Raw genomic sequence first — 14,580 nt, 5'->3', positions numbered from 1 at the left:
AAATGAAAAATAAAACCTATTTAAAGGCTACATTTCGTGAAATAACAAAATCTAAAGGGCGTTTTATCGCCATTATTTTGATTATCTTTTTAGGGACGCTACTTTACGTGGGCATTAAAACGACACAACCAGTTTTAGATCACTCCGCTGACGTTTATTTAAAAGAACGCAAACTTTCGGATCTGCAAGTCGTCTCAACAGGCGGCATTACAAACGCTGATAAGAATGTCTTAGACGATATCACCGGACTTTCAATCGAGAGTGGCTATCAATTCTTTTATGCGGATGCAAAGAAAAATGAAGTCATCCAGGTCTTTTCTTACGATCAAGAAAATGACCAAAATCACTTAGAGCTCACAAGCGGCGCTCTGCCTAAAAAAGATAATGAAATTCTCTTAGATCACTTGGCAAAAAAAGAAGGTTATAAAATTGGCGATACGTACACAATTAACGACCATGAGCAACTAAAAAGCACACAATTTAAAATCGTTGGTTTTGTGACCTCGCCTCTTTTTATCAGTGAAGTAGAACGGGGCTATGCCAATGTTGGCAATGGCAGTGTTTCTTATTTTGCCTATTTGCCAAAAAAACTTTTTAAAGCAGAAGTAGAAGCGGTCATGTATCTTAGCTTTGCCAATGTAAAAAAATACGAAACCTACAGTAATGCTTACAAAGAACAAATGGCAAAAAATACCGCGCTCATTGAAGACAAACTTTCTCAGCGTCCAAATGCACGCTTAAAAGAAATTCAAGCAGACGCAACAGAAAAACTTCGTCTCCAAAAAGAAAAAATTGCCACTGGTAAAAAAGAATTAGAAAACGCGCAAGAGCAACTACAACAAGCAAAAGATAAACTCGCCTTACAAGCAGCGCAAATCAGCTTGTTACCCGAACCACAAAAAACAGCCGCACAGCAAGAATTAACAACAGCACAAAAACAGCTAGCAACCAATGAAGCAACTTTGAAAAAAAATCAGTCAGAGTTAGCAACTGGAACAGCAGAAATAAAAAAAACAGAAGCTACAATCAAAAATATGAAGGAAATTGTTTATCGCTATAATGATCGCTTTGACAATGTTGGTTTCCAAGAATTTGGTAGCCTTTCTGACCGTATCGCCGCAATCGCAGACGTCTTCCCAGTCTTTTTCTTTTTCATTGCAGCCTTAATTACCTTTACCACCATGACGCGGATGGTCGAAGAAAATCGCCGTGAAATCGGGACGTTAAAAGCACTAGGCTATACAAAGGCAGAAATAGCGAAAAAATATGTCATCTACTCCTTACTCGCTGCCAGTATTGGGCTAGTTTTAGGCGTTGTCAGCGGTACGAATTTCTTGCCCCGGATTATCTTTTATTTAATGAGCGACCGCTATTCCTTCAATAAAGCTTATGTCTTTTACGACTGGGACCCTATTTTAAAAGCGATTATCGCCTTTTTACTCGCTACTTTAGGTTCAGCCCTCATCGTTTTAACCAAAGAATTACGGGAAAAACCAGCTCAACTCTTACAGCCAAAAGCACCAAAGCCCGGCAAACGGATTTTTTTAGAATACATTACACCCCTTTGGTCACGTTTAAGCTTTAATCAAAAAGTTAGCTATCGCAATTTATTTCGCTATAAAGCCCGTATGTTAATGGCAATTATCGGCATTGCCGGTTGCACCGGCTTAATATTAGCCGGCTTTGGTTTAAAAGACTCCTTGTCTTCGGTTGCTGCAAAACAATTTGGTCCAATCATTGCTTACCAAGGAATTGTCAGCCTAGAAGATGATTTACCCGTAGCAGATACTACAGCGATCACCAATGCACTAAAAAACGATGAACAAGTCACAAGTTTTATGGCTAGTCACAATGAGACCGTCGAAATACGCAAAAATAATCAGGCAACACAAAGTCTCACATTAATGGTGCCAACCGCAGCAAAAGAATTTGAAGATTATTTACACCTTCATAATAAAGACAATAAAGTAATTTCGCTGACAAATACTGGTGCTGTCATCACCCAAAAAATGGCAGAGTTTTATGACATCAAAAAAGGCGATACCCTTTACATTTACGATAGCAAGCAACAGAAACAGCAAATCAAAATCGCCGGCATCGCCCAAAACTATCTTGGTAGCTTTTTGTACATGACACGCCCTTACTATGAGAAAGTTACCAACCAAAAATTTTCAGCCAATAGTTTATTGCTTAAAACCAACAAGATGACGACAAAAGAAGAAGATAATCTTGCCCAAGTATTATTAGATACTAAAAAAGTCGTCAACACGACTTTTATTTCCAAACAAATTGAAACGCAAAATCAGTCCATCTCCAATTTAAATGCAATCGTCTGGATTTTAGTGACACTTTCGGGATTACTGGCATTTGTCGTCTTATATAATCTGACCAATATCAATATTTCCGAACGGGTACGAGAACTTTCCACCATTAAAGTATTAGGCTTTTTTGACAAGGAAGTAACTATGTATATCATCCGAGAGAATATCATCTTCACTATTTTGGGAATTATTGCAGGCTTTGGTGTCGGCAGGGTTTTAACCCCCTTTATCTTAGATAAAGCCTCGATGGAAAATATGGTCTTTCCTTTGGTTATCAAACCCGCAGCCTATCTTTATTCTGGTGGTCTAACCATTATCTTTACCTTAATCGTCATGTTTGTAACTCACTTCAAACTAAAACATATCAATATGATTGATGCCTTGAAGTCAAATGAATAGAAAAAACTAACTTAAAACAAATTATTTTTCTAACTCAAAAACCCTTATTTTACAAACAGGAAGCTTGCTAAACGTAATACGCAAGCACCTGCTTTGCCAAAATAAGGGTTTTATTTTAAACACTATTTCAATTTTATGAATCATTGTTATTCATTCTTTACCATAGAGAGGTTTTTTAATTTCCAAATTATAAGCACTATCAAACAAATTATAATTCCCAAACTAACAATTTGATATGAGGCAACCTCATTTGTTTGCGGGTAACTACCTGAAAACACTTTAGAAACCAAAGTTCCTTCTTTTTCCTTAAAGGTCGCATCAACTTGATAAATTGCTTCTTCTGAAGAATCAGAAGTCCTCCCTAGCCAGCCATTTACTTCAATTTGATTATCCATAGGCTTTCTCCAGTCAGGTTAGTTCCAAGGAGTGGCTATAAATTTGAGGGTCATGGTATAGCTTGGTTGCACTTGACTATCGACGGTTGCAGTACCAGTATATTTGAATGTCGCCACATTCGAACTTGCATCTACTTCGTCAGCCAACGCCATACGGCCATCTTTATTTGCTAAATCAATCAGAGGTGTAGAAGTTGTAAAGTCAGTGGAAGTATTTGATGTCGCAATGTTTGATATAGGTTGCTTCCCTTCAACTTGTAAATTTAAAGAATAGCTACTTGGCAATGTCAGGCTAGTATTAGTAGCATCATTTTCAAATTTTTCTAGCGATACTGACACAGGTCGCCCCGAATTATTTGTAATCTTGTAATCTGGTGATTTAATTTCTGAGTCCGCAGCAGTATTATAAAAAATTGTTTTTGTTGGTACCGTTACGTTGATCCAGTTATCGTCACCTTCAGGAATAGTGGCACCCGGGTCTGTATTGTCGGCTCCGAGTGTACCATTTACTTCAATATCAACTGAGTCTACACCACTATAATCCTCTTGTAAGTCAGCTTCCGTCCCGTCCTGTGCAAACGCCGGCATTGCTACTCCTAATACACAGCTACTTAACAGCAGTCCTGCAATCACTTTCTTTTTCATATACTCGTGCTCCTTTTTCATTTTTTATTAGTTCACCATTAAGGTTAATCCCGATGCGACTTGTCCTTGCTTTTCTTTTGTTTCTGGATCATATAAGCTAAATGTTGCGGTTGCTTTATGAACGCCTTTTGTCAATTTTTTTTCTAATTTAGCTTGCTTAATCTCCTCTCCGGGATTGATAGCGCCAGAAGTATAGATTAAGTCCTTACCATCATCCAAGCGTACTTCCACGTTAACAGGATAAGCATTCTTAGGCGGATTTTGAATAAACAACTCACTCATAGCAGTTTTTTCATTGACCGTAGCCTCAGATGCAATGACCATATTAAAATTACTAGCATCTACTGCAGCCTGGGCGTATTTCGCCATCTCCTCTTCTGAAATTTTCTGCGCGTCCTTACCATCAGGAAGAAAATCACCACTGACAATAGAAACAGGAACTTCATCTTTGTGCGTAAAATAGCGATAGGTAATTATTCCACCAATAGCTACAAGCAATAGAAGCAAAAGCCATAAGATACGTTTCTTTGATTTATTTTCTTGTTTTGTTTCCATTTTTCCATCTCCTCCTATTGCGCTGAAATCGTAAAGGTAAAGTTGTAGGCGACTTTTTTAACTTCTGAAACCGGTCCAGAATAATTTCCGGTGAGATAAACTTCCGCTTGATTCTTATCTGTCTCCCAGAATGGTTCTAGTAGCATGGCTTTGCTATCTTCAGGAATTGGCCCCTCAGTGAGTGGTCCCCAAACCAACGGATTATTTGTTTCATCTGTATAATTTGTCGCTAGGTTTAGCAACAATTTGTAAGTATCTATTTGCGCCAAAGATGTTGCTAGCTTAACGGTTGAATCTGACTCAGCGGTAGGCGCAACTTTCGTCAAGGCTACTGCAATTGGAGTGTTACTATTATTGATAAACTCGTATTCCTCTGCATTTTCAGCTTTGCCAAATTCAGTGGTAGGACTTTTGAATATCATATTTATAGGGATGTCCGTGTTAATTACTTTTGCAAGAGATAGTGGCTCAGAAGCAGTAGTCACCCATAAAGTAGTGGATGGAAATCCCTCGGTGACTTTCCCTGTGGCTCGTGCATATAAGTAATAATCATCACCTGCTAGATTTTCAAAAATAGTCCTTGTATCTGTGTTTTCGGTAGTGAGAGTAACCGTTTTTCTTAGGTAGGTACTGTCAGTGGAATTAAAAGCATCACTGATTTCCTGTTGTACCTCAGTAGAATTGATATCACTATCTCCGTGAAGTGATTCTTTAGTTAGCAGGTAATCAACAGTCGTTAATGAACGATCATTCGGGATAAAGCCGTCTATGTCAGCTTCAATTTGACTTTTATTTTCAGAAACCGACGTGTTCGGAGTTCCAGTAACGCCGGTAAGGGAGAGGTCTTGTTCGTAAATCAAACCTTGATTAGTTCCGCTTGGATTTGAAGTCGTGATTACCTCAGTGTGATTTGGTAAAAATGGTGATACTAGTGATTTAACAATTCCATTGTTAAGATAGTTAAGCTGGTAGTTTGTGGGTGATTCAATTTGCGGTCTAGTTAAATTGATAGTTCCAGCCATGAAATTTGCTGTGTTTTTTTGAAAATCAAACAATATATACTTAGGCTCACTGGCGGTTATGGTGGTTGTTTTCATATTTATTGGCTTATTGTACATAGATTTGAAAATACCTATGGAGTTTTCTTTAAATTCCATACTTACGATTGAAGACGCAGAAATGTCGTTATCATCTTTTGTCCCGTCTTTATTGTTAACAGGTGGGATTTTTTCAAAGCTAAAAAAGCCATTTTTTTCAACAATTAAGGAACTGTTATTTCCGCCATAGAAAAGCCGACCTTTACTAGATTTAATAGAAACATATGCGTTTTCATCAACATTGACAGTAATAGGATTATCCCATAATAAGGCGCTTCCACCATCGGAATCACTGTAGATAGTAGTCTTGCTTCCCTTGTCAAAAGTGATTGTTTCATATCCCTCTGAAAATTCACCACCATGTGTTTGACCATCACATATGAATGTATTTACTCCTTTAAAAAGGATACTATTTCCGCTTCCGCTAGAATAAAAAGGCTGACCACCATTGCGAATATTATAAGAGATATTTTCAACTTCAAAAGTATTGTTACTATCAGTAAGTTTGACAAATCCATAATGGGTATTATCTGGATACTGGCTATTTCCAATATTAATGTTTTTATAAGTCAATTTTATTTGACCCGAGGCCGTGATTTTAGAATTATTGGTGGTATCTCCTGTATACAAAATTGCATAGTGGTTGTCTGGGTCTGTTGCATCAAGACTCGGATCTTTCAGACCATTTACTACAGTATTTTTATTGTAGGCTAGTGATTCACTGTTATATGTGAGGTCCGCTGTCAGCTGAATATAAAGTGCATCTGAACCTGAAGGGATAGCTTGTTTTACCGCATTTTGCAAATCAGCAAATGTCGCAACCAAATAAGGATTTCCTTCACTTCCATCTTCCACAGCGTCAGCTGTCGCAGCAAAAGTTGTAACTTTTTTAGTTTTCTCTAGAGATGTATCAGGGGTGGTACTGTCTGATTTTGTTGTCGTCTCTGCTGTGGATTCAATTGTCGTTGTTGCGTTTGTCCCATTTGTGTTTGAGAAATTTGTTTCCTTCAGAATATCGGCTGAATTAAAAGTACTTTCTTGACTGGCTGTACTCTCTAAAAGTTCTGAAGTTGCGTTGGTTGGCTCAGAAACAGCAACATTTACTGGACCATTTATAAAGACAAATGTACTAATCAAAGAAGCCGACAACAGTACAATAAAAGTATTTTTCATAATTCACCAACTTCCCATTAAATTTTCTTGTTTTTTTCAATAATTATAAAGCCGATTACTTTTTATTAATTACACTTGTTATTTTATCTAGATTCGCAAAAAAATAAAACATTTTGAATAAAGCGCTTTTATATTTTAACACGATTTACGAAAAATATTCATAAAACAAAAATTTACCTTTCCTTAATTTTTAATATAAAATAAAATTTATGAAAAAAACTTTATTCACAAAATTTTTGATAATTCAAAAAATAGTCAGTCAACTATCAAAGAAAAACTTCTTAAATTTAACGCAAAATAAATTTCGTTTTATACGCCGTGATAATTATTTTCAAAATCGTTATTTAAAGATAAAAATAATAAAATGATTAGTTTGATAGGAAATTCTCCCACTAGCTTATTGCTGCTACGTCTTAAGCTAAAATTGTGGTTTAGCTTCAAAAAAACTATTATGCAGATGTAATATAACCTTCCCTGTTGGACAAAAAATTAAATCCATTCACAAAAAAAGCAGTGCAAGAAATCTTGCACTGCCTGTATCGTTTTTTCTATTCAGAGGAAAAGTTAATTAAGCCCTTTGATAGCTTCAAAAACTGAGCTATCGCCAGAAACAACTTCAAATTCTTTTCCGATAGTTACGCCATTTTCCAGTGTTGCCAGAATCACGGTTGCCACGTCTTCTCTTGGAATCGTATTTTTTTCAAGTTCTCCTGTTAGATTATCTGCCAATTTAATTTTGCCCGTTCCAACTTCATTGGTTAAAGAACCTGGATGAATAATCGTCCAGTCTAGATTGGTACGATGTTTCAACCATTCATCGGCATAATTTTTGGCAATTGTATAAACGGTCAAAGAAGAGTTTTCCTTAATTTCTCGGGTAATTTCTTTGCGCCCCGTTTTAAAGGTACTAACCATGACAAATCGTTTAACGCCAGCAATTTCAGCTGCTGTCATAATTTTTATTGCGCCGTCCAAATCGATCATAATCGTTTTATCTAAGCCCTTGCCACCTGCTCCAGCACTGAAAACAACAGCATCCACATCTTTCATGGCAGCTGCAAACTCTTCGATAGAATTATTGACGATATCCAATAGTACTGTTTCAATTTTCCGTTCACTAAAAAATGGAATTTGTTCTTCATTGCGAATGACTGCTTTTTCTTGCAGCAAAGGATGTTCTTTGATCTGATCGGCAAAATGTCTTGCCACTTTCCCATTTGCACCTACTACTAAAATTTTCATCTTACTTCCTTCTTTCTTGCGTTTACAAACAGTTTGATAACAGCTTTAGCTAGAATTCAAAAATTACTGTTACCTCTTTCTACCTTCTTTTTTATTATAGCAATTTAACCTGTAAATTCCTTTTCATTAGACTTTAAGCAAATTAAACGAAAGAGATTTTTACTAGAAAGATACGATCTTATCCGTACTTCCAGATAAAAACACAGCTTAGCCAAAGCGTTTACGAAACTGAAATGGCGTCAGCGTATATTTCGCTTTAAAACGCGTTATAAAGTAACTAACATTGTTAAATCCTGTTGCAAAACAAATCTCGACTACATCCTGTTGGGTCTCTAACAGCATTTTTTTCGCCTGATTTAGGCGATAGTCGATTACGTAATTGATTGGTGAAAGATGGGTATAGTTGTTAAACAAGTTTGTACACTTTTTCTTACTTATTGGAATTGTCTGTGCAATAGCTTGCACTGTAATTGGTTCTTGAAAATTTTTATGAACATAATCCAGTAATTGATAAATAATCGTCTCTTCCTCCTGATTCGTCAGATACTGGTTTTTATCGATATTATTTAGACTACTAATCAACAACTCATAGACATCCAGATAATTAATATCATTTACATTCTTTTTAAGGCTATTCAGAATTTCTAAATTTCGCGTAGTTATAGCTAAGAATCGATAGGAAAAAGAAGTTTTCTTGCTATATTCCGCAATACTTTTCTGGTAAATTTCTTTATTGATAAAATATGGAGAAAAATCAATGCAGCTATATTCTACTTTTGATGTAGCTGGGATTGCCCCATGTATTTTAGAAGTATTAATGAGAATGCCTTCGTTTTGGTGAAGTAAAAATTCTTTTCCATCGACGCTATACAGTAATGTTCCTGAATAGACCCAAACCAATTGAAATTCCTCATGCCAGTGTAAAGTTATCGCATCGTGCCTTTCCTTTATCAAGGTCCGCTGATAAATGGCAAGTGGAAGATTTTTGGTTACATGCTGTGTCGCTTCTTTTTTATTATCATCAACTTGAAAATACATACTAGCTCCTTTATACCCAATACTGTTATTATCGTCCTCAAAACTGTTAGAAAACAAAGTAAATAAACATTATACTGATATACTAACAGATATTAAAAAAGGAGTGACGGACCATTTTAAAAAATCAAAAAACGATTGGGATTCTTTATGCCAGTATTGCGGCCGCATTATGGGCTATCTCAGGAATATCTGGTCAAATTCTATTTAACCAGTTTCATTTTTCCGCAACTTGGCTTGTCTCAACACGAATGTTACTTGCAGGTTTTCTTTTACTTATGATCGCCCGGATTAAAAATAAAGATGCACTGACTTGGCCTTTTAAACACCGGACTGATTTTATTTCAATACTCTCATTTTCACTTTTAGGAATGTATCTGGTGCAATTCACTTATTTCAAAACTATCGAGCTCAGTAGCGCTTCTTTTGCGACAATTATTCAATATATCGGTCCGGTTTTCGTCATTTTCTATACAGCATTGCAGACGAAAATGCTACCGGAAAAAAAAAACAATTTATCTCATCTTACTTGCTTTGTTGGGCGTCACACTAATTGCCGCCAAAGGAAAGCTAGCAAATTTAATCGCCTCACCAGCGGCCTTTCTTTGGGGAATTGGCTCGGCTATTTCATTAGCCTTTTATTCCATTCAACCACGCCGGCTACTTGCAGAACACGGAAGCATCGCAGTTGTTGGTTGGGGAATGCTTTTAGGCGGTATCGCCGCCAACATCATCCACCCGATTTGGAAAGTTGACGGAATGGTCACGTTGGCTTCTGTCCTTCAAATTTTTATTGTCATTATTTTTGGTACTGCCTGTTCATTTTTAATCTATCTATCCAGTTTGCGCTACATCTCTTCAGCTTTAGCAAGTGTTTTGACCGCTTTTGAACCTATACTTGCCACAGTCTTCTCAATTTTTATCTTTCAGCTACGATTTTCTTTACCTGAATTTATTGGATTTCTACTTGTGTTAGGCGCGATTTTATTTTTACAAAAAACACTATAATTTTTTTATAACTAAAAGAACCTTTCAATCACTAGTCAAACGTATTCAAGCTCGTATTCAATTCAAAACACAAAAAAGCTGAACCCTTATCTACCAAGGGTTCAGCCGTCATTTTGAGTCTATTCTTCTTCTTCAGCCATGAAAGTATTGAAGACTTCTTCAATCATATCCCATTCAGCTTCAGTTTCGATTTGTTCCAATTCGCCTTCTGTGCCATCTTCATTTTCGATGTAGGCATAGGCTTGTAATTCAACGTCATCGTCTTCTGATGCACCTGCTGGGTACAATAAAACGTAATTGCGTTTGAATTCTTCTTGTCCATCAATTGTTAATAAAATTTCGTAAAGCGTTTCGTTACCTTGATCGTCCACTAACGTAATGTGTTCGTGTCCTTCGTGATCATGGTTGTGGTCGTGGTTATGTTCAGTCATCTGCTTTCCTCTTTCCTATAAAGGCGACTTTGTATCGCTGCGATCTAAATAATTTTGCAAAATCATCACGGCGGCTAACTTATCGATAACCTTTTTCCGTTTTGCCCGTGATGTATTGGCTTGTTCTACAAGCATCCGCTCAGCTTGAACGGTGGTTAGGCGTTCATCTTGATAAAAAACTGGCAAGTGAAATAACTCTTCTAATTTTTTACCATAAGCTTGTGATGCTTCGGCTCGTGGACCAATCGTATTGTTCATGTTTTTTGGTAAGCCCACAACAAATTGCGTTACTTCGTATTGGGATACCAACTCTTTAATGCGATCAAATCCAAATTTGCCATTGGCTTCATCGATGCGGATAATTTCTACCCCTTGTGCAGTCCAACCAAGTAAATCACTGACTGCAACACCAACAGTTTTTGAACCGACATCTAATCCCATTATCCGCATTACAGGCTAATCCCATGATTGCCAAGGTAATAACGAATTAAGACCTCTAAAATCTCGTCTCTTTCATGACGGCGGATTAAATTACGGGCATCACGATAACGAGGTATATAGGCCGGGTCGCCGGAAAGTAAATAACCTACGATTTGGTTGATTGGGTTGTAGCCCTTTTCTTCCAAAGCGCGATAAACAATGGCCAACGTTTCACTTACTTCTTTTTTGCGACTATCGTCAAAATCAAAACGTACTGTTTCATCTGTAAAACCCACAGTTAACACCTCTTTCTTCTAACTATTGCTACATTTCATTTTACTAAAACTTGTCTGAAACTACAAACAAAGCGTCTACATTTCCTACTCTAACAAAGGAATATGTTTTTTTTATGAAATCTGTTTCTTATTTTAACATTTTTTTCGCTAAAAAAGTGGTTAAAATGAGCGATACACGTATTGATTTTTAGGGGCTGTGATTGTACTTGTTTTCATCGTCTGTACCACTGGTAATTCCCGTTTTAAAGGTTGATAAAAATTACTCTGAATAACCCCTTCGATATGCACCCATTGGTCGTTTTTAAAAGACGATCCTGCTGGTAAATGAATACGTAGACCAAAAACTCCTGAATCGGCAACACAGTGAATAATCCCAAAACGAAAAACAAAATCGTCTTCTTTTTGATCTTGTTTGGCATGATAAATAAAACCGTCAAAACTAATTTTACGCCCAATAAACTCACTTGGGTAATTATAAATCAGTTCCATTATTTCTAGGTAGTTTTCTTCTGTAACGGCTAATGTACCAGATTTATCATACTTTTTCATTAATTTATCCATTTGTTTTTGGTATTCAGTTTTATTGTAGTACATGCTTGTATTAGGCTGTAGATATTGGGTCTGCATTTGTGGATCTCCCACTGACTCTTTACTAATCGGAAATTGGAATCCTTTAGCCTGAACAATCGTGGTATCTAAACTGACCACTGGAAAAAAAGTCCCGACAATCACCGGTAATGCTAATAAAATATAGGCGATTACGCGTTGGTGTCTTTTTTTCAGACCGTGCTCGTGTTCTATCCCCTCTTCATGACTATGTTCTAAGGAGTCTTCTTTTTTACCGTCAGCTTTCACCCACAATACCAATTGCACCATCGCCAAGACAAAAGATAAAATCATGGACAAAATAGCCAAATAACTGTAGTGAACATTAATAAACTGATTGAGTTTACCAGAAACTTGTAAATACATCATCAACTCAAAATAACCAGCTAAAATTAAAAAGCGAATCATAAGGACACCACCAATGCATAGCCTGTTACACAGACAACAATAATTGCGACTAAACTCGCGATAAAGCGACCGCTAAAATAGCGTTTCATCATTAAAAGATTTTTAATATCCACCATCGGACCAAAGACCAAAAAGCCGACAACTGGCCCTGTACCAAACAAGCTTAATAAAGAAGAACCAATAAAAGCATCCGCTTCTGAACAAAGAGACATCGCTAAAGCTAAAAACAGCATCACAACGACTGCTAAAATTTTATTTGAACCTAAGGTCAACATAACCCCAGTTGGTAAATACGTTTGCATCGCAGCGGCAATTAGACCACCAATCATTAAGTAACGGCCAGTATCAAAAAATTCATCTACGCTATGTTCTAATACATGACCTACCTGCTGGATAAATGTTTTCTTCGTTTGATTATGAACACTTTTTTCATGATGATGGCTATGACTGACATTTGCCACAGCTTGTTGCAAGTTCGCGTCTTTAATAATGCTTTGTTGGTTAAAATAAGCCAACCAAACGCCAATCACCATGGCAACAATTAAACTGCCAATCACGCGTAAAAATGCATACCGCATCGAATTTCCAAAGGCAATAAAAGTAGAAAAAATGACAATTGGATTAATAATCGGTGCTGTTAGCATAAAAGCAAAGGCTGTGTGATTGGGCACTCCTTTTTTAACAAACTGATTGACTATCGGCACAATCCCGCATTCACAAGAAGGAAAGAAAAAGCCCAAACCACACCCTACTGCAATTGCGGCCAATTTATTTTGGGGCAATAGGCGCTGGACCCTTTCAGGTGTTAAAAAAACGTAAAGTGCACCGGAAATAATACAGCCTAATAAAACAAAAGGTAAAGCTTCAATCACAATTGATAAAAAAATCATACTCATTTGTAAGATTGAATCAGGTAAATGACTAAACATTAAAAGACTCCTTTAGCTATTTCAATATGTAAATTTGTTGTTTCAGCAAAAAGAAAAACCCTTCATATAGGGGTCAATGCAGAACATAATTTTTTTAGCTTGTTTTTTCGTCGCTTTAATATACGCTTTTTCGTAAAATCTCACAAGTCTGTCGCAAAAAAATTAAGCTTTCATTTACCTTTTCAAATGAAAAACAGCTGATTTGACTTTTATTGACCAAAATCTTACATTAAAGATGAAAACAACGAAAAGTAGGTGAGTGAATGATCCAAATTACAGATTTTAACAGCGGATTACAACAATTAAACCAAGAAAAATTAGCGATTGCCTATATCTCTCAGCCTGGCTGTAGCGTTTGCGTGGCGGTAAAACCGCAACTAGAAGCTCGTTTTGCCAAAGATGTCCCAATTTACCATTTTGATGGGAGTAAATTTCCTGAAGTTGCCGGTCATTTTCAAGCTCTGACAGCACCTCTAGTCGTTTTATTAAGTCATGGCAAAGAATTAACCCGTTCAGCTCGTTTCATCGATTACCCTGCCTTGACAAAAATCATCGCAGAATTTTCTGATGAAAAACCTGATTACGTTGAACTTTTTCGCTAATAACTTTATAAACTCCCTTAGTTTCTGCGTAATCAGAGGCTATTTAAAATTTTAGCCTTTCCTGCTAATCAAAAAAAGAAAGACCTAAGCAGATGTAGCGTCACTAAAAAGTTTAACTTTTTAATGATGCTATCCCTACTTGGTCTTTCTTTTTTATTTTTCGTCTTGTGAATGTAAGAAATAAATCAATGTTTGTAATTCATTAGTTAAGTCGACGTTTTGAATTAAGACGCTCTTAGGTGCGCTAAGACGAGCTGGAGTAAAGTTCAAAATACCTTTGATTCCAGCCGCAACAAGTTCATCTACGATTCCTTGTGCAAATTCTGCTGGTACCGTCAAAATGGCGATATCAATTTCTTGAATTTTAATTTGCTCGACCATGTCCCGCATTGCATAAACAGGAACCCCGTCAATGATGCGACCAGTAATTTCTTCATCTGCGTCAAAAGCTGCGCTAACGCGGATACTATTACTTTGGTGGAATTTATATTTTAATAGGGCTGTCCCTAAATTACCAACACCGACTAAAGCAACGTTAGTCATATGATCTTCGTTTAATGTTTTAGCAAAGAAATTCATCAATGCCTCCACATCATAACCATAACCTCTTTTGCCAAGCTCACCAAAATACGAAAAGTCGCGACGAATAGTGGCACTATCGACTTGTACGGCTTCGCTAAGTTCAGTTGAAGAAACCTTTTGTTTTCCAGCATTATTTAAAATCCGCAAATAGCGGTAGTATAAGGGCAAACGCTTTGCTGTTGCCTTAGGGATATGATGATCTTTCAACGTGTACGCCTCCATTTGTGAATTTTTCACGTAATTTACTGACAAATCATAACAGGACGTACCAGCAAATGCAATTTCTCTGCTCACAAATTTGTGAATTTTTATTTTTGCTTTCTCCTGTAATATACACTAGTAGGAAAATTATGATAGACTACAACTGATACGCTGAATTTTTTTGCTAATTTTTTTAGCTTTATTTTAAAATTTGTGAAAAAACAGTCAGATGACA

General features: G+C 36.7%; 15 protein-coding genes and 1 pseudogene. 4 read left to right on the top strand and 12 right to left on the bottom strand.

The features are described 5' to 3' along the window. Positions 1-2: 2 nt before the first annotated feature. Positions 3-2,720 (top strand): FtsX-like permease family protein, encoded by a 2,718-nt coding sequence (locus tag P3T75_RS03820; RefSeq protein WP_282462254.1) that lies wholly within the window; start codon positions 3-5, stop codon positions 2,718-2,720. A 146-nt stretch (positions 2,721-2,866) separates the two neighbouring features. Here the strand turns inward: P3T75_RS03820 and P3T75_RS03815 are convergent, their stop codons facing one another. From P3T75_RS03815 to P3T75_RS03790, 6 genes are all read right to left on the bottom strand, one after another. Further along, positions 2,867-3,115 carry a hypothetical protein gene (locus P3T75_RS03815; protein WP_282462253.1) on the bottom strand — a complete coding sequence of 83 codons (249 nt, stop codon included), beginning with the start codon at positions 3,113-3,115 and terminating at the stop codon, positions 2,867-2,869. A gap of 18 nt (positions 3,116-3,133) precedes the next feature. Further along, positions 3,134-3,760, bottom strand: coding sequence for a hypothetical protein (locus P3T75_RS03810; RefSeq protein WP_282462252.1), 627 nt, complete (start codon positions 3,758-3,760; stop codon positions 3,134-3,136). Positions 3,761-3,787: 27 nt separating this feature from the next. Then, positions 3,788-4,315 (bottom strand): hypothetical protein, encoded by a 528-nt coding sequence (locus P3T75_RS03805; protein WP_206905218.1) that lies wholly within the window; start codon positions 4,313-4,315, stop codon positions 3,788-3,790. Positions 4,316-4,329: 14 nt separating this feature from the next. Further along, positions 4,330-6,585: a hypothetical protein gene (locus P3T75_RS03800; protein ID WP_282462251.1), complete on the bottom strand. Its 2,256-nt coding sequence runs from the start codon at positions 6,583-6,585 to the stop codon at positions 4,330-4,332. 564 nt (positions 6,586-7,149) lie between these two features. Continuing rightward, positions 7,150-7,827: an SDR family oxidoreductase gene (locus tag P3T75_RS03795; protein WP_282462250.1), complete on the bottom strand. Its 678-nt coding sequence runs from the start codon at positions 7,825-7,827 to the stop codon at positions 7,150-7,152. Positions 7,828-8,034: 207 nt separating this feature from the next. After that, the gene (locus tag P3T75_RS03790) at positions 8,035-8,865 is read right to left on the bottom strand and encodes an AraC family transcriptional regulator (RefSeq protein WP_282462249.1); all 831 of its coding nucleotides are present in this window, start codon (positions 8,863-8,865) and stop codon (positions 8,035-8,037) included. 113 nt (positions 8,866-8,978) lie between these two features. On the opposite strand from P3T75_RS03790, the pseudogene P3T75_RS13540 reads away from it, so the two are divergent. Both P3T75_RS13540 and P3T75_RS13535 read left to right on the top strand, forming a co-directional pair. Continuing rightward, a pseudogene (locus P3T75_RS13540) lies at positions 8,979-9,344 on the top strand (EamA family transporter); the annotation flags it as partial. 55 nt (positions 9,345-9,399) lie between these two features. Further along, positions 9,400-9,870, top strand: a complete 471-nt coding sequence (locus tag P3T75_RS13535) for a DMT family transporter (protein ID WP_328517238.1) — start codon at positions 9,400-9,402, stop codon at positions 9,868-9,870. Positions 9,871-9,989: 119 nt separating this feature from the next. Here the strand turns inward: P3T75_RS13535 and P3T75_RS03780 are convergent, their stop codons facing one another. From P3T75_RS03780 to P3T75_RS03760, 5 genes are all read right to left on the bottom strand, one after another. Next, positions 9,990-10,301 carry a DUF1292 domain-containing protein gene (locus tag P3T75_RS03780; RefSeq protein WP_016171405.1) on the bottom strand — a complete coding sequence of 104 codons (312 nt, stop codon included), beginning with the start codon at positions 10,299-10,301 and terminating at the stop codon, positions 9,990-9,992. 15 nt (positions 10,302-10,316) lie between these two features. Then, complete coding sequence (gene ruvX / locus P3T75_RS03775) at positions 10,317-10,751, bottom strand: Holliday junction resolvase RuvX (protein ID WP_282462248.1); 435 nt, start codon at positions 10,749-10,751, stop codon at positions 10,317-10,319. Then, complete coding sequence (locus tag P3T75_RS03770; RefSeq protein ID WP_016171403.1) at positions 10,751-11,017, bottom strand: IreB family regulatory phosphoprotein; 267 nt, start codon at positions 11,015-11,017, stop codon at positions 10,751-10,753. Before P3T75_RS03770 ends, ruvX begins: the two co-directional genes overlap by 1 nt. Positions 11,018-11,176: 159 nt before the next feature. Beyond that, positions 11,177-12,031, bottom strand: a complete 855-nt coding sequence (locus P3T75_RS03765) for a TIGR03943 family putative permease subunit (RefSeq protein WP_282462247.1) — start codon at positions 12,029-12,031, stop codon at positions 11,177-11,179. Continuing rightward, positions 12,028-12,960: a permease gene (locus P3T75_RS03760; RefSeq protein WP_206905239.1), complete on the bottom strand. Its 933-nt coding sequence runs from the start codon at positions 12,958-12,960 to the stop codon at positions 12,028-12,030. The genes P3T75_RS03765 and P3T75_RS03760 overlap by 4 nt, the downstream gene beginning before the upstream one ends. Positions 12,961-13,223: 263 nt before the next feature. Between P3T75_RS03760 and P3T75_RS03755 the strand changes: the two genes are divergently transcribed. Further along, positions 13,224-13,562: a thioredoxin family protein gene (locus tag P3T75_RS03755; protein ID WP_282462246.1), complete on the top strand. Its 339-nt coding sequence runs from the start codon at positions 13,224-13,226 to the stop codon at positions 13,560-13,562. A 153-nt stretch (positions 13,563-13,715) separates the two neighbouring features. On the opposite strand, the gene P3T75_RS03750 is transcribed toward P3T75_RS03755, so the two are convergent. Then, a complete protein-coding gene (locus P3T75_RS03750) occupies positions 13,716-14,351 on the bottom strand; it encodes a redox-sensing transcriptional repressor Rex (protein ID WP_206905243.1) in 636 nt (211 codons plus the stop codon). Between the last annotated feature and the right edge of the window lie 229 nt (positions 14,352-14,580).

This window comes from Enterococcus montenegrensis (assembly GCF_029983095.1).
GTDB classification, from domain to species: domain Bacteria; phylum Bacillota; class Bacilli; order Lactobacillales; family Enterococcaceae; genus Enterococcus_C; species Enterococcus_C montenegrensis.
This window is presented reverse-complemented; position numbering and strand designations above follow the sequence as displayed.